The 22281-nt window shown below is 75.1% G+C and carries 24 protein-coding genes and 1 pseudogene; 16 read left to right on the forward strand and 9 right to left on the reverse strand.

Annotated features, from left to right (window positions below; genetic code table 11):
• Positions 1-267 precede the first annotated feature (267 nt).
• The 7 genes from IE106_RS04865 (at position 268) to IE106_RS04895 (ending at position 7257) form a co-directional block, all read left to right on the forward strand.
• Positions 268-1782, forward strand: a complete 1515-nt coding sequence (locus IE106_RS04865; protein WP_189530194.1) for a sensor histidine kinase — start codon at positions 268-270, stop codon at positions 1780-1782.
• Complete coding sequence (locus IE106_RS04870; protein ID WP_189530196.1) at positions 1779-2189, forward strand: roadblock/LC7 domain-containing protein; 411 nt, start codon at positions 1779-1781, stop codon at positions 2187-2189. Before IE106_RS04865 ends, IE106_RS04870 begins: the two co-directional genes overlap by 4 nt.
• Positions 2186-2548, forward strand: a complete 363-nt coding sequence (locus tag IE106_RS04875) for a DUF742 domain-containing protein (RefSeq protein WP_189530198.1) — start codon at positions 2186-2188, stop codon at positions 2546-2548. The genes IE106_RS04870 and IE106_RS04875 overlap by 4 nt, the downstream gene beginning before the upstream one ends.
• The gene (locus tag IE106_RS04880) at positions 2529-3179 is read left to right on the forward strand and encodes a GTP-binding protein (RefSeq protein WP_189530200.1); all 651 of its coding nucleotides are present in this window, start codon (positions 2529-2531) and stop codon (positions 3177-3179) included. The genes IE106_RS04875 and IE106_RS04880 overlap by 20 nt, the downstream gene beginning before the upstream one ends.
• A complete protein-coding gene (locus IE106_RS04885; protein ID WP_189530203.1) occupies positions 3176-4609 on the forward strand; it encodes a cytochrome P450 in 1434 nt (477 codons plus the stop codon). The genes IE106_RS04880 and IE106_RS04885 overlap by 4 nt, the downstream gene beginning before the upstream one ends.
• A 163-nt stretch (positions 4610-4772) precedes the next feature.
• Positions 4773-5888 (forward strand): selina-4(15),7(11)-diene synthase, encoded by a 1116-nt coding sequence (locus IE106_RS04890; RefSeq protein ID WP_189530204.1) that lies wholly within the window; start codon positions 4773-4775, stop codon positions 5886-5888.
• A gap of 22 nt (positions 5889-5910) precedes the next feature.
• Positions 5911-7257: a cytochrome P450 gene (locus tag IE106_RS04895; protein WP_189531132.1), complete on the forward strand. Its 1347-nt coding sequence runs from the start codon at positions 5911-5913 to the stop codon at positions 7255-7257.
• 159 nt (positions 7258-7416) lie between these two features.
• On the opposite strand, the gene IE106_RS04900 is transcribed toward IE106_RS04895, so the two are convergent.
• The 3 genes and pseudogenes from IE106_RS04900 to IE106_RS04910 form a co-directional block, all read right to left on the reverse strand.
• Positions 7417-8064, reverse strand: coding sequence for a class I SAM-dependent DNA methyltransferase (locus IE106_RS04900; protein WP_189530206.1), 648 nt, complete (start codon positions 8062-8064; stop codon positions 7417-7419).
• Between the two features lie 540 nt (positions 8065-8604).
• Positions 8605-9642, reverse strand: a pseudogene (locus tag IE106_RS04905) (PEP/pyruvate-binding domain-containing protein); the annotation flags it as partial.
• A gap of 156 nt (positions 9643-9798) precedes the next feature.
• Entirely contained in the window at positions 9799-10683 is an 885-nt protein-coding gene (locus IE106_RS04910; protein ID WP_189531134.1) for a universal stress protein, read from the reverse strand.
• 314 nt (positions 10684-10997) lie between these two features.
• On the opposite strand from IE106_RS04910, the gene IE106_RS04915 reads away from it, so the two are divergent.
• Positions 10998-11300, forward strand: coding sequence for a DUF1876 domain-containing protein (locus tag IE106_RS04915; RefSeq protein WP_189530210.1), 303 nt, complete (start codon positions 10998-11000; stop codon positions 11298-11300).
• Positions 11301-11447: 147 nt separating this feature from the next.
• On the opposite strand, the gene IE106_RS04920 is transcribed toward IE106_RS04915, so the two are convergent.
• Both IE106_RS04920 and IE106_RS04925 read right to left on the reverse strand, forming a co-directional pair.
• A complete protein-coding gene (locus IE106_RS04920) occupies positions 11448-12062 on the reverse strand; it encodes a CBS domain-containing protein (protein ID WP_189530212.1) in 615 nt (204 codons plus the stop codon).
• A 178-nt stretch (positions 12063-12240) separates the two neighbouring features.
• The gene (locus IE106_RS04925) at positions 12241-12696 is read right to left on the reverse strand and encodes a cyclic nucleotide-binding domain-containing protein (protein ID WP_189530213.1); all 456 of its coding nucleotides are present in this window, start codon (positions 12694-12696) and stop codon (positions 12241-12243) included.
• A 196-nt stretch (positions 12697-12892) separates the two neighbouring features.
• Here IE106_RS04925 and IE106_RS04930 point away from each other — a divergent pair, with 196 nt between their 5' ends.
• From IE106_RS04930 to IE106_RS04940, 3 genes are all read left to right on the forward strand, one after another.
• Positions 12893-13579 carry a helix-turn-helix domain-containing protein gene (locus IE106_RS04930; protein ID WP_189530215.1) on the forward strand — a complete coding sequence of 229 codons (687 nt, stop codon included), beginning with the start codon at positions 12893-12895 and terminating at the stop codon, positions 13577-13579.
• A gap of 122 nt (positions 13580-13701) precedes the next feature.
• Positions 13702-14583 carry a universal stress protein gene (locus IE106_RS04935; protein ID WP_189530217.1) on the forward strand — a complete coding sequence of 294 codons (882 nt, stop codon included), beginning with the start codon at positions 13702-13704 and terminating at the stop codon, positions 14581-14583.
• A gap of 73 nt (positions 14584-14656) precedes the next feature.
• On the forward strand, positions 14657-15028 hold the full coding sequence (locus tag IE106_RS04940) for a DUF3040 domain-containing protein (protein WP_189530219.1): 372 nt from the start codon (positions 14657-14659) through the stop codon (positions 15026-15028).
• Between the two features lie 19 nt (positions 15029-15047).
• On the opposite strand, the gene IE106_RS04945 is transcribed toward IE106_RS04940, so the two are convergent.
• Positions 15048-15350 carry a hypothetical protein gene (locus tag IE106_RS04945; protein ID WP_189530221.1) on the reverse strand — a complete coding sequence of 101 codons (303 nt, stop codon included), beginning with the start codon at positions 15348-15350 and terminating at the stop codon, positions 15048-15050.
• Between the two features lie 335 nt (positions 15351-15685).
• Here IE106_RS04945 and IE106_RS04950 point away from each other — a divergent pair, with 335 nt between their 5' ends.
• On the forward strand, positions 15686-15892 hold the full coding sequence (locus IE106_RS04950; protein WP_189530222.1) for a DUF2795 domain-containing protein: 207 nt from the start codon (positions 15686-15688) through the stop codon (positions 15890-15892).
• Between the two features lie 50 nt (positions 15893-15942).
• On the forward strand, positions 15943-16182 hold the full coding sequence (locus tag IE106_RS04955; protein ID WP_189530224.1) for a hypothetical protein: 240 nt from the start codon (positions 15943-15945) through the stop codon (positions 16180-16182).
• A 10-nt stretch (positions 16183-16192) separates the two neighbouring features.
• On the opposite strand, the gene IE106_RS04960 is transcribed toward IE106_RS04955, so the two are convergent.
• Positions 16193-16477 carry a hypothetical protein gene (locus tag IE106_RS04960; RefSeq protein ID WP_189530226.1) on the reverse strand — a complete coding sequence of 95 codons (285 nt, stop codon included), beginning with the start codon at positions 16475-16477 and terminating at the stop codon, positions 16193-16195.
• A 234-nt stretch (positions 16478-16711) separates the two neighbouring features.
• Between IE106_RS04960 and IE106_RS04965 the strand changes: the two genes are divergently transcribed.
• Together IE106_RS04965 and IE106_RS04970 are read left to right on the forward strand one after the other, a co-directional pair.
• Positions 16712-19456, forward strand: coding sequence for a SpoIIE family protein phosphatase (locus IE106_RS04965; protein WP_189530229.1), 2745 nt, complete (start codon positions 16712-16714; stop codon positions 19454-19456).
• 31 nt (positions 19457-19487) lie between these two features.
• Positions 19488-20243: a class I SAM-dependent methyltransferase gene (locus IE106_RS04970; RefSeq protein WP_189530230.1), complete on the forward strand. Its 756-nt coding sequence runs from the start codon at positions 19488-19490 to the stop codon at positions 20241-20243.
• Positions 20244-20281: 38 nt separating this feature from the next.
• Here the strand turns inward: IE106_RS04970 and IE106_RS04975 are convergent, their stop codons facing one another.
• Positions 20282-20473: a DUF2795 domain-containing protein gene (locus IE106_RS04975; protein ID WP_189530231.1), complete on the reverse strand. Its 192-nt coding sequence runs from the start codon at positions 20471-20473 to the stop codon at positions 20282-20284.
• Between the two features lie 236 nt (positions 20474-20709).
• Between IE106_RS04975 and IE106_RS04980 the strand changes: the two genes are divergently transcribed.
• The gene (locus IE106_RS04980) at positions 20710-20919 is read left to right on the forward strand and encodes a DUF5133 domain-containing protein (RefSeq protein WP_189530233.1); all 210 of its coding nucleotides are present in this window, start codon (positions 20710-20712) and stop codon (positions 20917-20919) included.
• A 323-nt stretch (positions 20920-21242) separates the two neighbouring features.
• Here IE106_RS04980 and IE106_RS04985 read toward each other — a convergent pair whose 3' ends face one another.
• On the reverse strand, positions 21243-22166 hold the full coding sequence (locus IE106_RS04985) for a MurR/RpiR family transcriptional regulator (RefSeq protein ID WP_189531136.1): 924 nt from the start codon (positions 22164-22166) through the stop codon (positions 21243-21245).
• Between the last annotated feature and the right edge of the window lie 115 nt (positions 22167-22281).

Raw genomic sequence — 22281 nt, forward strand, 5'->3', positions numbered from 1 at the left:
GCGGGTCCCTCACCGGCCCGGGACGGCCCGGGACAACCGCGGTCCGGCGTCCCCGACGGCCGCTTCGGGCCGCCGGACCGGGAGGTTCACGGCGATCCCCGAGAACAGGACCGAGTCGCCGCGACCACCCCTGTCGTACGAGAAGCGGAAGCTTGCGCAAACATCAGGCCACGACATGACCCTGCGTCAAACCCCCTTGCTCAAAGGGACTATGCTCGGCGCTCGTTGTCATGTGATCTTTCTCGTTCGATGGGTTTGAGGGTGCTGATGGTCCGTGAGGAATCGTCGCCCGGAAGTGGAAGCCCGCGGTCCGCGGCATCTTTCGTGTGGCTGCTGCCCGCCGCTCTGATCGCCGTCGCCACCGGGGTCTCGGTGGCCATGGTGGAGGCTTCCGCACGGGGACCGGTCGCGGTCGCCGGAGGGGTGTCCGCTCTCGTCCTCGCCGCGCTGGGCAGCGAGGTCGCGCGCCGGGGACGGGTGATCGCCGAACTGCGCCGCACCGTCACCGCCCGTGACACCGCCCTGGCCCGCCGGCACGCGGAGACCGCCCACCTGGCGGGGACGCTGCTGCCGGACGCCGTCCAGCGGCTGCGGAAGGGCGAGTTCCCCGAGGACGTCCTCGGCTCGCTCACCGCCCCCGAGGAGCACCAGGCCGTCGTCCGCGTGGTCGTCGACGCGGTCGTCGCGGAGGAGGACCTGCGCGAGTCCGCGCAGCGGGCCTTCGTCAACATCGCCCGCCGCGTCCAGGCCATCGTCCACCAGCAGGCACAGGAGCTGCGCGCGATGGAGGACCGGCACGGCCACCGTCCCGAGGTCTTCGGCGACCTGCTCCGCATCGACCACGGCACGGCCCTGATCGGCCGTCTCGCCGACTCCATCGCCGTCCTCGGCGGTGCCCGCCCGGGCCGCCAGTGGAGCAGGGCCGTCCCGCTGTACAGCGTGCTGCGCGGCGCCATGTCGCGGATCATCGACTACCAGCGCGTGGAGCTGCACTCCGTCACCGAGGTCGCCGTCACCGGCCCCGCCGTCGAGCCGCTCATCCACGCGCTCGCCGAACTCCTCGACAACGCCACCCGCTACTCCCCGCCGCAGACGAAGGTCCACCTGACCGCCGTCGACGTGCAGTCCGGCATCGCCGTCGAGATCGAGGACGGCGGTGTGTCCATGAGCGAGGAGGCCCGCAAGCGGGCCGAGCGGATGCTCCGCCAGGCCCAGCAGGGCATCGACCTCAACGACCTGGGGGAGACCCCGCGCCTCGGTCTCGCCGTGGTCGGCCGACTCGCACAGGCGTACGGCTTCCAGGTCTCGCTGCGCTCCTCCGCGTACGGCGGTGTCCGCGCCGTCGTCGTCGTCCCGCAGGAGCTGATCACCACCGTCGCCGCCGCCTCCGGTCTCGCCCACGGCATCGGTGCCTCCTCCGTGCCCCGCGCCGCCGTCCCGGCGGCCTCCCCCGCCGCCCCCGTCCCCGCCCAGGTCCCGGCCCCGGCCCCGGCGGAGCGTCCCGCCACGGGCCCGGCGGTGGACGCCGGGGGCCTGCCGGTGGTCGAGCGGACCGCGAACGGCCTGCCGCAGCGACGCCGCAGGCAACCGCTCGCGGACCCGCCCCAGGCCGCAGCCGCCGCACCGGCCGCATCCTCGGGCCAGGCGTCGCCGACGCCCGCGGCCCCGGCTCCCGGCCAGGAGCCGACACCTCAGGTGCAGCCCGGAATGTGGCTGGCCGCCTTCCAGAGCGGCCTGTCCGGGGAGCCCAACGACGCAAGCAAGGGGAATTCTCAGCGATGATCAAGCAGCAGGCCGATATGGACTGGATGCTCAAGGACCTCGCGGAAGGCGTGCCGCAAACCCGACACGTGGTCGTGCTCTCCGCCGACGGTCTGCGCATGGCCCAGTACGGCACCGACCACGACACCGCCGACCGGCTCGCCGCGGCCTGCGCCGGACTCCAGTCGCTCGCCGGCGCCGTCGCCTCCGAACTCCCCTACAGCGACGGCCGGATGCGGCTCGTCGTGATCGAGATGGACGGCGGCTTCTTCTACCTGATGGCCGCGGGCGCCGGGGCGTACCTGGCCGTGCTCGCCGACGAGGGGGTCGACGCCGGACTGATGGGCCAGCGCATGCGCGACCTCGTGCTGCGGATCGGAGAACACCTGAGCAGTCCGCCGCGACAGGACGGGCAGGGCGCCAGGTGAGCGAAGCGGGCGGCGGTGACTGGGAGGAAAACAGTCCCGAGCGGCTCTATGTGATCACGGGGGGACGCAGTGGCGGGTCGGCGCCCGCCGAACTCGACCTCGTCACGCTGATCGTGGCGAGGTCCGGCGCGAAGCCCGGGATGCAGCCGGAGCACGCGGCGATCGTACAGCTGTGCCAGTCACCGCTGTCCGTGGCCGAGATCTCCGCGTACCTGCGCTTCCCGGTCAGCGTCGTCACGGTGCTGCTCGGCGACCTCCTCGCCGACAACCGCATCGTCGCCCGCGCACCCATTCCCCCCGCCAGACTCCCCGACCGCGCGTTGATTGAGGCAGTGATCGATGGACTTCAGAAGCTCTGAGCACGACGGCTCCGAGCAGCACGGCGGCGGCGCGGTTCGGGGGCCGCGCAGCGAGGACGTGCTGCCGGAGACGGCCACGACGGCCGTCAAGGTGGTGATCGTGGGCGGGTTCGGCGTCGGCAAGACCACCTTCGTCGGCTCCGTCAGCGAGATCCGCCCGCTCACCACCGAGGAGACGATGACCCAGGCCGGGGTCGGCGTCGACGACACCTCGGGCGTCGACGGCAAGACGTCGACCACCGTCGCCATGGACTTCGGCCGGATCAGCATCAACCAGGAGCTGGTCCTGTACCTCTTCGGCACGCCCGGCCAGGAGCGCTTCTGGTTCCTGTGGCGCGGCCTGTTCGAAGGCGCCCTCGGCGCCGTCGTCCTCGTCGACACCCGCCGCCTGGAGGTCAGCTTCGACGTGCTCGGCCGGCTGGAGGAGCGCCGCGTGCCGTTCGTCGTCGCCGTCAACACCTTCCCGGACGCGCCCGCCTACCCGGTCGAGGAGCTCCGTACCGCCCTCGACCTGCCGCCGTCCGTCCCGATCGTCCCCTGCGACGCCCGGAACCGCGGCTCCAGCCGGGACGTCCTGATGACGCTGATGCGCTACCTCCAGACCCTCGCCACGACCCAGGAGGCGTCATGACCGCCCCCCACGCCGAGTCCGCCCCCGGCCTCACCCCGCCTCCCGGCTGCCCCGCCCACGGCATCGGCGCCACCCCCCTGCGCCGCATCTACGGCGCCGAGGCCGAACGCGACCCGCAGGCCCTGTACGAGGAGCTGCGCCGGCAGCACGGCCCGGTGGCACCCGTCCTCCTGCACGGCGACCTGCCGGCGTGGATCGTCCTGGGCCACCGGGAGAACCTGGAGGCGATGCGGTCGCCGTCGCGGTTCTCCAACGACTCCCGGCTGTGGCGGATGTTCCGGGAGGGGCGCGTCCCCGCCGACTCGCCGCTGCGCCCGATGGTCGAGTGGCAGCCCATGTGCGTCTTCAGCGACGGCGCCGAACACGAGCGGCTCCGCTCGGCGGTGCGCGACGCCCTGGACCAGTTCGACCGGCGCGGCGTGCGCCGCTACGTCATCCGCTACACCGACCAGCTCGTGGACGCCTTCGCCGCCGAGGGCCGCGCGGACCTCATCGAGGAGTTCGCCGAGAAGCTGCCGATGCTGGTGATGACCCAGCTGCTCGGCATGCCGGAGGAGTACGGGCCCCACCTGGTCGACGCCGCCCTGGACCTGATGAAGGGCACCGAGACGACCGTCTCCAGTAACGAGTTCGTCGTCCGCACGCTGCGCACGCTCACCGAGCGCAAGAAGGCCCAACCGGGCCACGACCTGGCGAGCCGGCTCCTCGGGCACGAGGCGAACCTCAGCGACGACGAGGTGCTGGAGCACCTGCGCCTGGTGCTCATCTCCGCCAACGAGACCACGGTCAACCTGATCGCCAACACGCTGCGCCTGGTCCTCACCGACCGCCGCTTCCGCGCCAACCTCGCCGGGGGGCACATGACGCTGCCGGACGCGCTGGAGCAGGTGCTGTGGGACGACCCGCCGCTGTCGGCGATCACCGGCCGCTGGGCGACCGGCGACACCGTCCTGGGCGGCCAGCAGATCAGGGCGGGCGACATGCTGCTGCTGGGCGTCGCCGCCGGCAACGTCGACCCGGAGATCCGCCCCGACCTCGGCAAGCCGCTGCTCGGCAACCGGGCGCACCTGGCGTTCAGCAGCGGCCCCCACGAGTGCCCCGGCCAGGACATCGGCCGCGCCATCGCGGACACCGGCGTCGACACGCTGCTGGCCCGCCTCCCCGACATGCGGCTCGCCGTGCCCGAGGGCGAACTGCGCTGGTCCGCCGCGTGGTTGTCGAAGCGTCTGGAGGCGCTGCCCGTGGAGTTCACGCCGCCCGCCTCGGCGGCGCCGAGGGCCCCGAGCGCGCCGAAGGACTTCGCGTCGACCGCGCCCGGGCCGCTGCCCGAGCAGGTCCCGCCCCCCGCCCCGCGCACGGAGCCCCCGGCGGGCTCCCCGGCGCCCGCCCGCAGGACCTGGTGGAGCCTCTTCTTCCGTTCCGACCGCTGAAATTCATGGAATTGCCCCTTCCAGGGGGCAATCTCCCCGTTGGATCGAAGTTATCGGCTGGCTACTATGCGCCATAGTTGATCACTGCTGTGGCGCAAGTGGCGTTCGTTGACGCCTTCTCGCGTCACGCGAACACGTCGCGACGCGACGAGAGGAGGCCGTAGTGGGGCCCGGTCTGACAGTGCCGCCGATCTTCTCGCCCATTCCGCCGGCGATCCACCCCTGCCACGCGGAGGCGGACGTCCAGACGGCGGCGTGGGCCGAGACGTTCCGCATCGGATCGGAGGAGCTGCGCGGGCGGCTCGTCTCCCAGGCCATCGGGACCTTCTCCGCGCGCATCCTCCCCGAGGGCCGCGAGGAGGTCGTCTCGCTCCTCGCGGACTTCATCCTCTGGCTGTTCGGCGTCGACGACGGCCACTGCGAGGAGGGCGAGCTCGGCCGCCGCCCCGGCGACCTGGCCGCCGAACTCCACCGCCTGCTGAGGGTCGCGCAGAACCCCGAGGTGCCGATGCTGCTGGACGACCCGCTCGCCGCGGGCCTGCGCGACCTGCGGCTCCGGGTGGACCGGTACGGCACGCCGGGCCAGGCGGCCCGCTGGGTGGACGCGCTGCGCGAGTACTTCTTCTCCGTCGTGTGGGAGGCGTCCCACCGGCGCGCCGGCACCGTGCCGGACCTCAACGACTACACGCTGATGCGGCTCTACGACGGCGCCACGTCCGTCGTCCTGCCCATGCTGGAGATCGGCCACGGCTACGAGCTCCAGCCCCACGAGCGGGACCGCACGGCCGTGCGCGCCGCGGCCGAGATGGCGTCCTTCATCATCACCTGGGACAACGACATTTTCTCGTACCACAAGGAGAAGAAGGAGAAGAGCGCCACCGGCTACTACCTCAACGTGCTGCGCGTCCTGGAGTGGCACGAGGGGCTGACGCCGAAGCAGGCGCTCGACGTGGCCATCTCCCAGCGCGACCGCGTGATGTGCCTGTACGTGCGCCTCACCGAGGCCCTCGCCGAGCAGGGCAGCCCGCAGCTGCGCCAGTACCTGCGGACGCTCGGCAGCTTCATCCGCGGGGCCCAGGACTGGGGCGTCACTTCTGTCAGGTACACGACTCCCGATGACCCGGCGGACATGCCCGCGTACTTCCGCGACACCCCCGTCGACGGCAGCGGCGAACCGCTCGACATCCCCGCGGTCTCCTGGTGGTGGAACCTCCTCGCCCCCGGCGGCGACGCGCACCCCGCCCCCGGGCGTCCGGCGCACCGGACCGCGCAGAACTAGAGCAAAGGATTCTTCGGTGTCAGTGGTGTCAGTCGGTTCGGAAACCGTCCCCCGAGCCCCGGGGGCCGTACCGCTCCTCGGGCACGCCTGGAGGCTGTGGCGTGACCCGCTCGGCTTCCTCAAGTCCCTCCGGGAGGCCGGGGACGTCGTCCAGGTCCGCCTGGGGACCATGCCCGTCTACGTGGTCACGTCCGCGGAGCTCGTCCACGAGGTGACCGTCCGTCAGGCGCGCAGCTTCGAGAAGGGGCGCATGTTCGACCGGCTGCGCCCCCTCGCCGGCAACGGGCTGGCGACCGCCAACGGAGAGGTGCACCGCCGGCACCGCCGGCTGATCCAGCCGATGTTCCACCCGCAGCGGATCGAGATGTACGCGTCGGTGATGAGCGAGAACGCCCGCGAACTCGTCGACTCCTGGGAACCCGGGCAGGAGATCGAGCTGGAGCAGGCGATGGCGGGGTACGCCGTCGAGACCCTCGCCAAGAGCCTGTTCTCCACCGACATCGGCCTCCCGGCCGTCGAGGCGGTCCGCGAGAACCTCCCCGTGGTCCTGAAGAACATGCTGATACGGGCGGCCTCCCCGAAACTCCTTGACCGGCTGCCGATCCGCGCCAACCGCGACTTCGACGCCGCCTCGGCCCGGCTGCGGAAGGTCATCGACGAGGTCGTCGCCACTACCCGCCGCTCCGGGGAGACCGGCCACAACGACCTGCTGTCGGTCCTGCTGGCCGCCCGCGACGAGGAGACCGGCGAGTCGCTCACCGACACCGAGGTCCGCGACGAGCTGAGCACCATCCTCTTCGCCGGCGCCGAGACCACGGCCTCCTCGCTGGCGTGGACCTTCCACGAACTGGCCGGACGCCCCGACGTGGAGGCCGAACTGGTCGCCGAGATCGAGGAGGTCGTCGGCGACCGGCCCGTGGAGATCGGGGACGTGCCCAGGCTGGTCGCGGTCCGCCGCGTCCTCGACGAGGTGATCCGCCTCCACGGCGTCACCATGCTGATGCGCCGCGCCACCGCCCCCGTCGAACTGGGCGGCCACCACATCCCGGAGGGCGCGGAGGTCGCCTTCAGCCTGTACGCCATGCACCGGGACCCGCACCTGTACCCCGACCCGGACCGGTTCGACCCGGACCGCTGGCTGCCGGAGCGCCGCGCCTCCGTCGAACGGCACGCGTACATCCCGTTCGGCGCCGGCAACCGCAAGTGCATCGGCGACGCGTTCGTCTGGACGGAGGCGACGATCGCCCTGGCGACCATCCTCGCCAGGTGGCAGCTGCGGCCCGTGCCCGGGCACACCCCCCGCGAGGTCCCCTCCGCGGTGGCCCACCCCGACCGCGTCCCGATGGTCGTCGTGCCCCGCCGCGGCTGAACCCCCGCTCCCCGGCCCGAAACGCCCGGCCGGGCCCCTCGCCGCCGGGGCCCGGCCCCGGCGGCGGGCGCGGGGAGTCCGGAACGGGTCCGCCGGGCCCCGCGGACGCCCCCGGAGCCCGGCCCGCCGCGGCCCCCCGTACGGCCGGACGGCTTCCCCTCAGGCCCTGCGGGCGAGCAGGTGGACCTCCCGGAACTGCCGCAGGTCGGTGGGCTGGGGCTCGCGGACCATCCGGGCCACCTCGGCCAGTCCGGACCCGCGCAGCAGCGTGGCGAGGTGGTCGGGCCACCACCGGTGGGCCGGCGCGACCGCGTGGTCGAAGACCTGCGTCGGGCGGGACGGGCCGTCGCTCGCCGAGAAGCCGATCAGGAGGTGCCCGCCGGGTGCCAGCACGCGGTGGAACTCCGTCAGGACGGCGGGCAGTTCCCCCGGCGGGACGTGGATGACGGACCAGCGCGAGAGGACGCCGCCCAGCGCGCCGTCGGGGAGGTCCAGCGCGGCCATCGAACCCACCTCGAACCGCAGGCCCGGATGGGCCCGCCGGGCCTCCTCGACCATCGCGGGAGAGACGTCGACGCCGAAGGCCGCCAGCCCCAGTCCCTCCAGGTGGGCGGTGACGTGGCCGGGGCCGCACCCCAGGTCCGCGACCCTGCCGTCCCCGCCCGCACGGACGGCCTCGGCGAAGGCGCCCAGCATCGCGCGGTCCAGGGGCCTGTCGTCCAACGAGTCGCGGAACTGCCGCGCATAGACGGGGGCGGCGGCGTCGTAGGCCTCGCGGGTGGCTCTGAGGACATCGTGATCGACCATGCCCGCGACAGTAGTTCCCGGCGCCGGGGCGGGGCGGGGGAACCCGGGACTCCCTCCCGGGCGCCCACCGCCGCCGTGCCCCGACCGACCGGTCCCGGGACGGCGGACCGGTCGCCTCCGGCGGCGCCCCGGGCCCGTACACCGCCGGTTGTGTCCCTCGTCATCACCCCACCCGCACCCGTGGCCCCGAGGACCCGCACACCCTCTCCCGTCCGGGACCGACGGGGACGACGGGGCGGGAGCGGCGATGGACGGCAGGGGGGACGGAAAGATCGCGCGGTCCGTCCGCGCCCTCGCGGAGCCGGAGGAGCGGCGTGTGGAGCCGGCCGCCCGGGTCGGGAGCCGCGCGACGCCGCCACGCCGGACGACCCGGCCGAACGGACCGGCCCGGCACGGAGACGGCGGTGGTGACGGACGTGATCCTGCGGGAGTCCGTGACGACGGCGGGCCGCCCGGGCCTGACGACGGCCGCGCCGGCGGTCCGGCACGTGGGGGACGAGGAGGGACCCGCCGCCGACGGTGGCTGACGCGGCGTCAGGGAGCCTTGCCCGCGGGCTGCCCGGCGGGCCGGACGCCCAGGACCCACAGCCGGCCGCGCTCGACGGTGAACTCGACGGCGCGCACGTCACCGTAGTGATCGCCCAGCCGCCGCAGGTGCGCGCGCAGTTCCGCGTACGCGGCCGGGGCGAGCCGGTCCAGCTCCTCCAGCGGCAGCGGGTCCCGCACCCCGGCGGTGACGTCCTCGCCCTGCGCGTCCGGCAGGTAGACGCCGGACGCGCCGCCCGCGCCGGGCCCGCCGGGTGCCGGGCCGCGGGTGAGGGCGACGCCGCTGCCGGAGTCGGCGCCCCGGTTGCCGAACACCATCGTCTGGACGGTCACGGCCGTGCCGAGGTCGTCGGGGACGCCCGCACGCCTCCGCCGCTCCCGCGCCGGCCCGGAGTTCCACCGGGTGAACGCGGCCCGCACCGCCCGGCGCAGCTGCTCCGCCGGGTCCTGCGGGAAGTCCTCGCCGGTCCGCTCCCTGACGAGGTCCTTGTACGTCTCGACGACCCGGATCAGGTCGCAGGCGTCCAGCCGCTCGTCCTCCACGTGGTGCTGGTCCTCGACCCGGTGCCGGACCTCCCCGAACAGCTCCGGCTCCACGCCCATCACGGCGGTGCCGAACCGTTCGACGAGGCGGCGGTAGGAGTCCCACGCGAACCGCTCCCGCGCCGGGGTCCCGGCCAGCCCCAGGACCGCGTAGTCGTTCAGCCCCACGTCCAGGACCGCCTCTGGCGCCCCCGGTGCGGGCAGCCGCGCCCCGGAGCGGACCGACAGCAGCAGCGGGTCGTCCACCTGCCCCAGGCGCCGCCCCGCCGCGCGCTCCAGCCGGGCCAGGTGCTCCGACACCTCCCCGTCCAGCTCCGGCGGCGGGGCGCCGGTCGTGGCGTACACGCGGCACGCCTCGGTCGAGACCGTGAACCCCGCCGGTACGGGCAGGCCCATCCGCACCATCTCGGCCAGGTCGGCGCCCTTGCCGCCCAGCAGGCCGGCCCGGTCCCGGCCGCCCTCGGCGAAGTCGTACACGTAGCGGACCATGGCAGTGCGCCCTCCAGGATCGGCCGGACCGCGGTGCCACCACGACCAGCGTGCCACCCGCGCCCCCGGCCGGCGCCCGGGCGGGCCGGTGCGGCGGGGGAGCGGTCGGTGGAGCCCGGTGCCCGCGCCGTACGGTCCCGGCGCGGGCACCCCGGCTCACTCGTGCGGGACCACCGCCACCGGGGACGGCGCGTGGTGCAGGACCGCGTGCGCCACCGACCCGATCCGCGGTCCCAGCGGCCCCTGCCGCTCCCGGCGGCCGACCACCATCAGTCCCGCGTCCGAGGCCACCGACAGCAGCACCTGACCGCCGCTGCCCAGTTCCACGTGCTCGATCACCGGCACCTGCGGGTACCGCTCCCGCCACGGTGCCAGCGCGTCGGACAGCACCTTGCGCTCGAACGGCTCCAGACCGCCCGCCTCGTCCGCCAGCGCCAGCGAACCGGGGCTGTACGCGTACAGCGACGGCAGGCTCCAGGCCCGTACCGCGCGCACGCCGACGCCCCGGGCGGCCGCCTCGCCGAACGCGAACCCGAGCACCGCCGCGCTCTCCTCGCGCCCGCCCTGCTGGCCGACGACGACCTCACCCGCCTCCGCGCCCGCCGGCGGCCCGGCCCCGTCGTCCCGCCGGGCGCGCACCGCCACCACCGGGCAGGCCGAGGTGGCGATCACCTGCTGCCCGTAGGAGCCGAGCAGGAACCCGAGGAGCGCCCCGCGCCCGCGCGAGCCGAGCACCAGCATCTCCGCGGTCCCGCCGGCCTCCAGCAGGGCCGGCACCGGGGTGTCCGCCACCAGCCGGGAGGTCACCGGGACGTCCGGGTGCAGGCGGCGCACCTCCGTCTCCGCCTCGTCCAGGACGCCCTGCGCGCGCCGCGCCTCCGCCTGCCGATCCTGGTCCGGCGGTACGTCGAGGGGCTGCCCCAGCCAGGCGTGCACGAGCCGCAGGGGCAGCCCGCGCAGCGCGGCCTCCCGCGCCGCCCAGACGGCCGCGGCGAGGCTCTCGGGCGAGCCGTCCACCCCCGCGGTGATCGCTCGGGTCATCGGGACCTGCGCCATGGGTCGTCCTCCGTACGTCGCGGCGTCGGGACCTGCTCCCGCCCAGTGTGGACGGCTCCCGGCCCGCCCGCAGGGACCGGGTGGCCCGCCTGCCCCGTCCGTTCGGCCCCAAACCGGCGGCCCGGCCGGCGACGGCCGGCGTCCCCCGAACGCCGTCTCCCGGCTCCCGGCGCCCGGCGGCTCCGGCCGGCCACGCCCCTGGTCCCTCCGGTCGTCCCGGCGGCCCGGCCGGTGGATCCTGGAGGCAGGACCGGTGCCCCATCGGTCCACGGCCGTCTGACGCGTCGAGGAGGCACACCATGACCCGGACGCTGGAGTGGAAGATCAACATGGATCTGCTGGAGGAGGAGGGCACCACGGAGGCGCGTGCCGTCCTCGACACCGGCAAGTCGACGATCACCGGCCACGGATCCGCCCGGCGCAACCCGGAGGACGAGGACGTCCCGCTGATCGGCGACGAGCTGGCCGCCAGCCGCGCGATGAGCGACCTCGCCCGGCAGCTGATGCGCCTCGCGTACAAGGACATCGGCGAGGCGGGCGCGGGGATGGCCGGCGAGGCCGACCGGGACGCCCCGTACGGCTGGACGACACCGGCCCGCTGAGCCGCCGCGCCCCGCGCGGACCCACCGGACCGGACCCACCGCGGGAGCAGGCCGCCCGGCCGCGCCGCACGCCGCCGGACGGCCCACCCGCGCGCCCATGCCCGCACACATGCGCGTCCGTACCCGTGCGCGCCCGCGCCCCGCCCGTCAGGGGGTCGCGGCCTCCGTGTCGTCGGTCTCGTGGGCGAGCCGGTCGTCCACCGCCACGACCCCGTCGACCGTCTCGCACAGCCGCACCAGGATCGGGACGAGGCTCCGGTGCGCGAGGGTGCCGCTGAGCGTCACCGTCCCGTCGCTGACGTCGACCGTGACGGCGGACGGCGGCAGCCCCAGCGTGCGGGTCACCACGTCCTCCAGGATCTCCTCCTGGATCGCCCGGTCGCGCCGCAGGAACAGCTGGATCAGGTCGCTGCGGCTCAGCACCCCGATGAGCCGCCCCGAGGCGTCCACCACGGGCAGCCGCTTGATGTGGTGGCGCTCCATCACCCGGGCCGCCTCGACCGCGCTCCACTCCGGCCGCGCCACCACCGCCGGGCTGGTCATCAGCCCCTCGGCGGTGTTCGGCACCTGCGCCCCGGAGGTGTGGCGGCGCAGCAGGTCCGCCTCCGACACCACACCGACCGGCCGCTGGTCCCCGTCCACCACGGGCACGGCCGTGATGCCGTACTCGTCGAGCAGCCGCGCGATCTCCTTGAAGGAGGTGCCGGGCTGCACGGCCACGGCCTCCGGCGTCATCAGATCGGCCACGCTGCGGTGCCTCATCGCTCGCCTTCCCCTTCCGTAGGACCCCCATCCGAGCATGCGGGACGCCCCGCCCCGGCGCCCGGCACGCCGCGGCGCGCCCCGCGGCGGGGGAAGGGGCGGCTCCGGCCGGTCCCCGCCGCCCCGGGCCGCGTCCCCGTCCCGCCCCCGGGGAAGGGCGGTCCCGCGGGCGCCGCCGTCAGAACACGCCGCTGCCGTGCGGCGCGTACATGTCGAGCAGCCGCACCCGCGTCGCCTGCAGCCGGTGGGAGAGGACCTGCCCCACCCACTGCGTCAGGGCGTACCCGAAGGCGGTGTCCGCCTCGCACAGCGCCCGCACCACCGCCGCGTCGAACTCGGAGGCACGCACCAGGCTCATCGCCACCGCGCCCAGCTCCCACTCGTACGGCGGGAACATCCACGACAGGCCGACCAGCTCGCCGTGGCCGAGCATCTCGATCACGGCCGGGCGCGGACTGCCCGGCACCCGCGAGTCCAGGTTGACGGCGCCCGTCCGGACGATCCAGAACCGGTCCGCCGGCCGGCCCTCGTCGAAGAGCCGGTGCTCCGGCTCGAACACGGCCTCCCTGGAGAGGGACATCAGCCGCTCGCGGTGCGGAACCGGCAGGGCGTTGATCCTCGGAGCTCTGGTCATGTGAACCTCCTGGTGAGCCCGCGCACCGAGCGCCGTCCGCCGCACCGTCCGGCGGCGGGACCGGCCGGGAACCGGGGGAGGACCGGCCGGTCCCGCCCGCGCCCCACCCGGTACGACGGTGTCTTTCGAGCCTACTCACCACCGGCCCGGAGGGCTCCGCCATGCGGGCACCGGGCCCCGCGACTACCGTGATGCCATGTCCGGACCCGAGCACCACACGGGCGACATCGGCCGCCGCGTCGCCGCCCGCCGCGAACAGCTCGGCCTGTCCCGCGAGGACGTCGCCCTGCGCGCGGGGTCGGCCCCCGGCTACCTCCAGTACCTGGAGGAGCAGGCGGCCGTCCCCGGCATGGGCTTCCTGCTGCGGCTCGCCGACGCCCTGGAGACCACCGTGGGCGCCCTCACCGGAGGCGCCGCCGACCTGCCGCCCGGCGTGGGGCACGCGGCCTACCACCCCGAGCTGGTCGAGCTGGACCCCGGCGAGTGCCGGGAGCTGCTCGGCACCCACGGCGTGGGCCGCCTCGCCGTCACCACGCACGAGGGCCCCGCCATCCTGCCCGTCAACTACGTCGTCGCCGGCGACGACGTCGCGTTCCGCACCTCGCCCGAGTCGCTCCCCGGCAGGGCCGCGGGCGGCGAGGTCGCCTTCGAGGTGGACCACATCGACGAGGCGTTCAGCCAGGGCTGGAGCGTCCTCCTCGTCGGCACCGCCCGCACCGTCACCGAACCCGGCGCGGTCCGGGCGCTGGAGGAGCGGGCGTTCACCACGCCGTGGGCCGGCGCCGAACGGGACCTGTGGGTCGCCGTCACCCCGGCCCGCGTCTCCGGCCGGCGCATCCGCGTCCACCACACCCACCGGACGCCCGGCACGCCCGGTACCTGACCGCCCCCACGAGGGCGGCGCCGGATCCGGCCGCGGGCCGAAGGGGGGTTCCAGACCCGCGCGGACGAGGAACCCGGCCGGAGGACCGGTGCGCGGTCCGCGCGAGTCCCCCAGGAGGATCCATGAACCACGACACGACCAGGGCGCCGGTCATCGCCGGTGTCGACGGTTCCCCCCAGGCCGGGGCCGCCGTCCTGTGGGCGGCCGCGGAGGCGTACCGGCGCCGCCGGCCGCTGCACCTCGTGCACGCCACCGGCACGGAGGGCCGCGCGACCGACGAGGCCGCCGAGCGGGCCCGCGCGGCCGGCCACGACCTGCTCACGAAGACGGCGGGCACGGTCGCGGAACGGTTCCCGGACGTGACCGTCGTCCGCCGCCTCACCCCGGGCGACGCCGTGCGCGCCCTGCACGACGAGGCCGGTACGGAGGGCACCGTCGTCGTCGGCCACCGCGGCCTCGGCGGCTTCGGCGAACTGCTGCTGGGCTCCGTCGGCCTGGGCGTCGTCTCGCACGCGCAGGCGCCCGTCGTCGTGGTGCGCGGAGAGCGCGACCACGCCGCCACCGGGGTCGTCGTCGCCTGCGTGCGCGACGAACACGACCACGCGTGGGTGCGGCACGTGGCCCGCGAGGCCGAACTGCGCCGGGCGGCCCTGCGCCTGGTCACCGTCTGGAACCCGCTCGTCCACATGGGCGACGCGCTGACCATGCTCGACGACATCGACGGCATCGCCCGGCAGCGGCTGCGCGAGACGCACGACCTCGCCGACGCGGTCCGCGGCGAGTTCGACGGGCTGCCCGTCACCGTCGAGGTGGAGGGCGGCCATTCCACCGCCGGGCTGCTCGTCCAGGCCTCGCAGGAGGCCGACCTGGTCGCCGTCGGCGCGCACCGCCCCGCGTTCGGCGTCGGCCGGGGCGTCGGACACGTCGTCCACGCGCTGCTGCACCACGCGCACTGCCCCGTCCTGACCGTCCCGCGCGAACCCCGCACCCGGAGGGCACACTGACGCGCCGGCTGGGTACCCGGGGAAGGCGGCGGGTACCCGCCGGCACGTCGCACCGAAGGTGGAGGTGGTCCCCATGGCACCCGGGAGGGACGAGGACCGCCTCCTCGCCGAGATCGAGAGGCTCCTCGCCCGTGAGGACCCGGGCCTGGACGCCCGGATGTCCGCGCTCGCCCGGAAGCTCACCGAGGATCCGGCCGCCGGCGCCGCGCCGCACGGGCGGACGGCCCGCGAGGACGGGCGCGGGACCGGAGCCGAGGAGGGGGAGCACCGCGCGGGGCGCGACGAGCGCCGGGACTGGCGCAGGATCCTGGCCCTCGTCGCCGTCGCGGTCGCCGTCGTGGGCCTGGTCCTCACGGCGATCCTCACCCAGCCGTCCGGCTCCGGCGACGGCACCACCCCGGGCTCCCCGGCCGGCCTGTCCGCCGTGACGGTCCCGGGGGCCTGACGGCGCCGGCCCGGCCGGGTCACCCGGCGGCGGGCGCCCCTCCGCGCGCGCCGCCCCCCGGCGCGCGGCGGGCCTCCCCGGCCCCCAGGGCCTCCCCGGCCCCCGGGACCCGCGGCCCGTCCGGCAGGTCGGGCAGCAGCAGGAGCAGGTCCGGCAGCCCGCACACCCGCACGTGCGGGGAGAGCCCCGCCAGCAGCGCGAGGACCTCCGGCCGGGCGTCCGCCGCGCGCGCGGCCGCGCACAGGTCGTCCCTGCGCACCCAGCCCGAACCGAACGCCCCCCGGGTACAAGCGGTGATCTCCTGCCGCGTCACCGTCGACATGGCCCTCGTCCCTCCCGCCGCCTCCACGCATCGTCACTCACCGCGATCGTACCCTCACGCCGAGCGGACGGTCAGGGGTCTCGCCCGATGCCCGGGTTAACGCCCGGCGGCCGGCGTCCGACGGGCTCGGCAAGGGGCGGGGAATTCGGGCAACTCGCTTTCGCCAGAAGGGTCCTGACTTGCCGTCGGACTCCGCCGCTGCGTTAGATTGGTGCCGCTCGCCGACCCCGCCGCGTACGGCCAGGGGCGGCGCGGGAGCCGCCCGTCGCGGCCGCACCAGACCACCACGCACCACCACGCCGCCACCCTTCACGCGCGCTCACACTGGGGGAGCCATGGCTGACGACGTCACCCGCACCGAGATCGCCGACCACCTGGCAGCCGTCTTCGCCAACGGCGCGGTCAGCCGCAGCGATCTGCTGATCGCCGCCGCCGGCGCCCGCTCCGAGGTCCGCGAGGTCCTCGAGCGGCTGCCCGACCGCCGCTACACCGAACTGCGGCAGGTGTGGGAGGACCTGCCGTCCGTCCCCGTCGGAATCTGAACCCGGGCCGAAGGCCCCGACGACCCCGAGAGCACGGAGCGACAACGAACATGGCCGTCTTCAGACTGCGGCTGGCCCACGGCGAGGACACCGTCGTCGAGGCGGACGCCGCGGGACGCACCGCCGCGGGCGAGATCGTGCTGGAACGCACCGACCAGCACGGCAGGTCCGAACGGGTGCGGACCTACCGGGCCGACACGGTCACCGCCGTCTACCGGCGCGGCCCCGCCGACGGCGGCCTGTACGGCTGGATCCCGCAGCCCCCGGACGGCACCTGGTGGTGCTACTGACCCGCGCCCGCTAACCGCGGGCCCGGTGCGCGGCCTCCGCGACGTCCCGGGCCCGCGACGGGGCCAGCCGCAGCAGGTACACGGTCCCGCCGAGCACCGCGCGGACGACCCCCCGCGGCACGTACCAGGGCTCCACCACCCGCACCTCCGACAGCGGCGCGCTGTCGATCTCGCTGCCCCTGCTGTTCAGCAGGGTCAGCCGGCCCTCCGCCACCCGCACCCGGCCGGCCGTCGTCAACTGGCGCCACCCCCGCCGGATGAGCACGCCCCGCTCCTCGAACTCCCGTCTGGCCACGCTGCGCCCCCAGTCACCCACACGCCGGCCTTTGAGGGACCATACCCGCGCCAGGACGGCGAGAAATGCACCCTGCGCACCCCGTCCGCGCCGATCCCCGCACCGCCCCCCGCGTCGGCGCGCGCCCGGCCCCCGCGCCGGCCCGCTCCCCGAGGAGGGAGCCCGCCTCCCGGGCGCTCCGGAGGCGACGACCCGACTCCGCACTGGCGCCCGACATGGGCGTCGGTGTTACAAATGAACGTGGTCAACTTTTCCGACCGGCTCCGGGGCACCCCGGTCCGGTCGCTGGCCGAAAGGCGTCCACGCAGCGTCGCCGGACAGGTGTTCGTCCTGCAGGTGGCGTTGGTCGTGCTGCTGGTCCTCGGGGCGCTCCTCGCCCTGCTGCTCCAGTCGCGGTACGACGGCGACCGCGAGGCCCGTACCCGGTCCGTCGCCGTCGCGGAGACCTTCGCCCACGCGCCGGGCCTGCTGGAGGCCCTGGAGCGGCCCGATCCGTCGAAGGAGCTCCAGCCGGCCGCGGAGACCGCCCGCCGGAGGGCCGGCGTCGACTTCATCGTCGTCATGGACACCGACGGCATCCGCTACACCCACCCGCAGCCCGAGCGCATCGGGCAGCGGTTCGTCGGCACCATCGAGCCGTCCCTCGCCGGCGAGGTCCACACCGAGAGCGTCGACGGCCCCCTCGGCGACGAGGTGCAGGCCGTCGTGCCCGTCACCGACCCGGACGGCCGGGTCGTCGCCCTCGTCTCCGCCGGGCTCAAGGTGCAGAACGTCACCGGCGTCGTCAACCGCCAGCTGCCCGTCATCCTCGGCACCAGCGCCGCCGGGCTCGCCGTGGCGACGGCGGGGACGGCCCTCGTCACCCGCCGCCTGCGGCGCCAGACCCACGGCCTCGGCCCCGCCGAGATGACCCGCGTGTACGAGCACCACGACGCCGTCCTCCACGCCGTCCGCGAGGGCGTCGTCATCGTCGACGACGACGGCCGCCTCGTCCTCGCCAACGACGAGGCGGTACGGCTCCTCAGGCTGCCGCCCGACGCCGAGGGGCGGCACGTCTCCGAACTGCCGGGCCTCGACCCCCGCATGGCGGACCTGCTGTGCTCCGGCCGCCTCGCCACCGACGAGGTCGTCCCCGCGACCGGCCGGCTCCTCGCCGTCAACCAGCGCCCCACCGACCCCTACGGCGGCCACGGCGGCACCGTCGTCACCATCCGCGACACCACCGAGCTGCGCGCCCTGTCCGGCCGCGCCCAGGTCGCCCGCAAACGGCTCAACCTGCTGTACGACGCGGGCGTCGGCATCGGCACCACCCTCGACGTGGTCCGCACCGCCGAGGAGCTCGCGGAGGTGGCCGTGCCCCGCTTCGCCGACTTCGTCACCGTCGACCTCGCCGACCCGGTGCTGCGCGGCGAGGAGCCCACCGGCACCGGCAGCGACATGCGCCGCACCGCCTCCCGGGGCATCCGCGACGACCACCCGCTCTACCCGGCCGGCCGCATGATCACCTTCGTCGCGTCCACACCGCAGGCCCGCGGCTTCGGCTCCGGGCGCGCCGAACTCGTCCCCGACCTGTCCCGGGCCCCCGGCTGGCAGGCGCAGGACCCCGAGCGGGCCGGGCGGATCGTCGCGTACGGCATCCACTCCCTGATCACCGTGCCGCTCAAGGCGCGCGGGGCCGTCCTCGGCGTCGCCAACTTCTGGCGCTCCCAGAAGCCGGAGCCCTTCGAGGCGGAGGACGTGGCCCTCGCCGAGGAGCTGGTCGCCCGGGCCGCCGTCGCCATCGACAACGCCCGCCGCTACACCCGCGAGCACGCGCTGGCGGTGACCCTCCAGCGCAGCCTGCTGCCCCGCGCCCTGCCCGAGCAGAGCGCCGTCGAGGCGGCCCACCGGTACCTGCCCGCCCAGTCCGGGGTGGGCGGCGACTGGTTCGACGTCATCCCGCTCCCCGGCAGCCGCGTCGCGCTCGTCGTCGGCGACGTCGTCGGCCACGGACTGCACGCCGCCGCCACCATGGGCCGCCTGCGCACCGCCGTCCACAACTTCTCCACCCTGGACCTGCCGCCCGACGAGCTCCTCGGCCGCCTCGACGACCTCGTCGGCCGCGTCGACCAGGACGACGCCGAGGCGGACGGCGGCGCCGGCATGACCGGGGCGACCTGCCTGTACGCCGTCTACGACCCGGTGACGCGCCACTGCGCCCTGGCCAGGGCCGGGCACCCCATGCCCGCGCTGGTCCACCCCGACGGGACCGTCGAGTTCCCCGACCTGCCGGCCGGGCCCCCGCTGGGCCTCGGCGGCATCCCGTTCGAGACCGCCGAACTGGAGCTGGAGGAGGGCAGCCAGCTGGTCTTCTACACGGACGGGCTGATCGAGGAGCGCAGCCGGGACATCGACGTGGGCCTGGAGCTGCTGCGCGGGGCCCTCGCCCACCCGGACCGCACCCCCGAGGAGAGCTGCCGCGCCGTCCTGGACGCGCTGCTGCCCGCCCACCCCAAGGACGACGTGGCCCTGCTGATCGCCCGCACCCGGGTCCTCGGCCCGGACCGCGTCGCCGACTGGGACGTGCCGTTCCACCCCGAGGCCGTCGCCGGGCTGCGCGCCGCCGCCAGCGAGCAGCTCGACGCGTGGGGGCTGTCGGAGATGGCGTTCACGACGGAGCTGGTCCTCAGCGAGCTGATCACCAACGCGATCCGCTACGGCTCCGCCCCGGTGCGCGTCCGGCTCATCCACGACCGGGGCCTGACCTGCGAGGTGTCCGACGGCAGCAGCACCTCGCCGCACCTGCGGTACGCGGCGACCACCGACGAGGGCGGCCGGGGGCTGTTCCTCGTCGCCCAGCTCACCGAGCGGTGGGGCACCCGCTACACCGGGCAGGGCAAGGTCATCTGGGCCGAGCAGCCGCCCCCCGGCCCCGGCGCGTACGGCGCCGCGCGCGGCGCCGGGCTGTTCCTCGACGCGCTCGACGCGGACCCCCTGTGACCCGCGCCGGGAGGCACTAGGCTCGGCGGCCGTGTTCACTTCCGGCGGACCCACCTTCGGGGAGCTGGCCGTGCAGGCGCTCTCGTCCCTGGAGCGCGGCTACGACCTGCTCGCCCCGAAGTTCGACGACACCCCCTTCCGCACCCCCGACGCCGTCCTGGAGGCCGTGGCCGGGGCGCTGCGGCCGCTGGGGCCCTTCCGGGCCGGGCTCGACGTGTGCTGCGGCACCGGGGCCGGCACGGACCTCCTGCGGGAGCTGTGCCGGGAGCGGGTGACCGGCGTGGACCTGAGCGCCGGGATGCTCGCCCGGGCCCGCGCCCGGTACCCCGGGGGCGGGCCGGGCGGGACGTCCGCGCGGCCGGGCCCGCCCGTCCCGGAGTGGGTGCGCGCCGACGTGCGGGAGCTGCCGTTCCGCGCGGAGTTCGACCTCGCCGTCAGCTTCGGGGCGTTCGGGCACTTCCTGCCCGCCGAGCGGCCGGGGCTCTTCGCGCGCGTGCACGCCGCGCTGCGGCCGGGCGGGATCTTCGCGTTCCCGGTGGCCGCGCCGCCGCGGGTGGGGTCGCCGGCGTACTGGGCGCTGTGGGGCTTCGACGCGGCGATGCGGGTGCGCAACGCGCTGTGGCGGCCGCGGTTCGTGATGTACTACCGCACCTTCCGGCTCCCCGACGTGACCGCCGACCTGCGCCGGGCCGGCTTCGCCGTGGAACTGGCGGAGCTGCCCGCGCTCGGTGTGCGCGACGACGGCGCGCCGCGCTGCCGCCTGCTCACGGCGCGCCGCCCCGGCTGACGCGGGGGCGGCGCGGGCGGAGGGGGAGGCCCCCGGTGTCACGAATCCCTGCCGACCTCCTTGTTGATCGCCGCGGGGGAGTCGTACTCCTTGTCGGGCATGGACGCCAGCGCGTCCATGACCTCCTTGCCGGCGCCGTGCTCCTTCGCCTGCCGGACGATCTCGTCCTTGGAGGCGGGGTAGCTGACGCCGCCCAGGTTCTTCTGCATCTCGATCGGGTTCACAGCCATGGCCGACGAGTACCACCCGCACGTCCTGTCACACCGCTCGGCGCTCCGCAGGGCGAACCCATCACGGTTGCATCACAATGTCGTGTGAAGGTCGGTCAGTGCGGGCATATCCCGCGCGGGGCGATGTCCCGGTCCGGGACGCCGCCGTGTCACCCGACCTCTTCGCACCATCCCAAGGGAGACGCGCCTCGCCGTCCCCCCTCTCACCTCATGGCGTCGGAAAGGCAGGTACGCCCATGCTGTTGGCGCATCCGGCTGTGCTTCGAGAGCTCGTTGCCCGGTACGAATCCCTCTGCGCCGCCGCGCAGGAACATGCGATCGCGCCGGATCTGCAACGCCGCCTGGACGACGTGACGTACACGCTCTGCGTGACGACCGGGACCCGGAAGCTGGAGCACGCGCTCGCGGCCGCGCGGGCCAGGCTGGCCGCCACGGCGGCCGGCTGAGAGGGGGAGGCGGATGGTTCGGCGGCCCCGGCCCAGGGGTAGACCGGGGCCGCCACGGGTGCCCGCAGGGGAGAGCGGGACACCCGGCAACGAACACGCAGGGCGGCACGAGGAGGGAGCGCCGCCCACCCGTGTTCGGTCAGCGGGCACCGCGTCGCGCCTATCGGTGCGGCGGTGCCGTGCGAGCAGTAAATATATATACCGTTGAGTAGGCAAGGGCATGAAAAGTTTCATGCTCCCCGGTGGCCGAAAAAAATCGGTGCCGCCCGACCGTACCGGGCCCACCGAAACCCCGCCGCGGCACCGCCCGCGCCGGTCCGCCCTCAGTCGTCGACGAAGAAGTCGTGCTGCATCGCGACCTGCTCGTACCGTTCCAACCGCGCCTGCGTGCGCTCCGGTTCGGCGTCCGCCATCGCCTGGAGGACCGCCGCCGACAGCACCCCCGGCGCCGCGTACGAGTCGAACACCAGCCGCGAGCCGGCCGGGGCGGTCAGCGCCACGTCCGCCTCCTCCACCAGCGGCCCCATGGTCAGGTCGGTGATCAGCGCCACACGCAGCCCCGTGCTCCGCGCCGCCCGCACCGCCGCCAGCGTCTCGTTCGCGTGGCGCGGCATCGCGTACGCCAGCACCCACGAGCCGCCCGCCTCCCGCGCCTGGAGCAGCGTGTCGTACGCGACGCTCCCGCCCCGCGTCACCACCCGCACGTCGGGGTGGATGCGCCGCGCCGCGTACGCGAAGTACTCCGCCAGCGACACCGAGATCCGCAGCCCCACCACCGTCAGGGGAACGGAACGAGCCAGCTTCCGCCCCACCTCCAGTACCTGCCCCGGATCGGCCAGAACCCGCCGCAGGCTCTCCAGGTTCTCGATCTCCGCGTCGACCGCCGCCTGGAGCTCGTTGCGCCGGATCTCCTCCCGCGCGTCGGCCGCCCCCGCCACCGCGCTCAGCGCGAGCGGCTGCAGCGCCTCCCGCAGCGCCGGGAAGCCGGCGTACCCCAGCGACGTCGCGAACCGCGTCACCGACGGCTGGCTCACCCCGGCCCGCTCCGCGAGATCCGTGATCGACAGGAACGCGGCCTCCGTCAGGTGGTCCACCAGGTACTGCGCGATGCGCCGCTGCCCCGGGGACAGCCGGTGGCCGGTGAACAGGGCCCGCACCCGCTCGGCGGGCGTCGGCTCCGGCTCCGGGGCCTGCCGCCCCGGCGTGATCGCGGCCGCCTGCGCGCGTGCCTGCTGCCCGGATGGCACTGATGGCACGATCCGCCTCCTTCTCGTCCCAATTGCGCACAACATAGCTCACGCCGGGCCACCGCCAGACAGGACGGACGGCCCCCCACCGGAGTGCGCCGCGCCCCCCACCGGG

Origin of the sequence: Streptomyces roseolilacinus, from assembly GCF_014649335.1 — a bacterium.
Taxonomy (GTDB): domain Bacteria; phylum Actinomycetota; class Actinomycetes; order Streptomycetales; family Streptomycetaceae; genus Streptomyces; species Streptomyces roseolilacinus.

Excerpts from the sequence above, each read along its gene's own strand:
- IE106_RS04900 (WP_189530206.1), bottom strand. The coding sequence starts at position 8,064 with ATGGTCGATCACGATGTCCTCAGAGCCACCCGCGAGGCCTACGACGCC.
- IE106_RS04885 (WP_189530203.1), top strand. The coding sequence starts at position 3,176 with ATGACCGCCCCCCACGCCGAGTCCGCCCCCGGCCTCACCCCGCCTCCC.
- IE106_RS04910 (WP_189531134.1), bottom strand. The coding sequence starts at position 10,683 with ATGACCCGAGCGATCACCGCGGGGGTGGACGGCTCGCCCGAGAGCCTC.
- IE106_RS04915 (WP_189530210.1), top strand. The coding sequence starts at position 10,998 with ATGACCCGGACGCTGGAGTGGAAGATCAACATGGATCTGCTGGAGGAG.
- IE106_RS04925 (WP_189530213.1), bottom strand. The coding sequence starts at position 12,696 with ATGACCAGAGCTCCGAGGATCAACGCCCTGCCGGTTCCGCACCGCGAG.
- IE106_RS04955 (WP_189530224.1), top strand. The coding sequence starts at position 15,943 with ATGGCCGTCTTCAGACTGCGGCTGGCCCACGGCGAGGACACCGTCGTC.
- IE106_RS04920 (WP_189530212.1), bottom strand. The coding sequence starts at position 12,062 with ATGAGGCACCGCAGCGTGGCCGATCTGATGACGCCGGAGGCCGTGGCC.
- IE106_RS04870 (WP_189530196.1), top strand. The coding sequence starts at position 1,779 with ATGATCAAGCAGCAGGCCGATATGGACTGGATGCTCAAGGACCTCGCG.
- IE106_RS04940 (WP_189530219.1), top strand. The coding sequence starts at position 14,657 with ATGGCACCCGGGAGGGACGAGGACCGCCTCCTCGCCGAGATCGAGAGG.
- IE106_RS04965 (WP_189530229.1), top strand. The coding sequence starts at position 16,712 with ATGAACGTGGTCAACTTTTCCGACCGGCTCCGGGGCACCCCGGTCCGG.
- IE106_RS04975 (WP_189530231.1), bottom strand. The coding sequence starts at position 20,473 with ATGGCTGTGAACCCGATCGAGATGCAGAAGAACCTGGGCGGCGTCAGC.
- IE106_RS04930 (WP_189530215.1), top strand. The coding sequence starts at position 12,893 with ATGTCCGGACCCGAGCACCACACGGGCGACATCGGCCGCCGCGTCGCC.
- IE106_RS04880 (WP_189530200.1), top strand. The coding sequence starts at position 2,529 with ATGGACTTCAGAAGCTCTGAGCACGACGGCTCCGAGCAGCACGGCGGC.
- IE106_RS04980 (WP_189530233.1), top strand. The coding sequence starts at position 20,710 with ATGCTGTTGGCGCATCCGGCTGTGCTTCGAGAGCTCGTTGCCCGGTAC.
- IE106_RS04950 (WP_189530222.1), top strand. The coding sequence starts at position 15,686 with ATGGCTGACGACGTCACCCGCACCGAGATCGCCGACCACCTGGCAGCC.
- IE106_RS04935 (WP_189530217.1), top strand. The coding sequence starts at position 13,702 with ATGAACCACGACACGACCAGGGCGCCGGTCATCGCCGGTGTCGACGGT.
- IE106_RS04945 (WP_189530221.1), bottom strand. The coding sequence starts at position 15,350 with ATGTCGACGGTGACGCGGCAGGAGATCACCGCTTGTACCCGGGGGGCG.
- IE106_RS04865 (WP_189530194.1), top strand. The coding sequence starts at position 268 with ATGGTCCGTGAGGAATCGTCGCCCGGAAGTGGAAGCCCGCGGTCCGCG.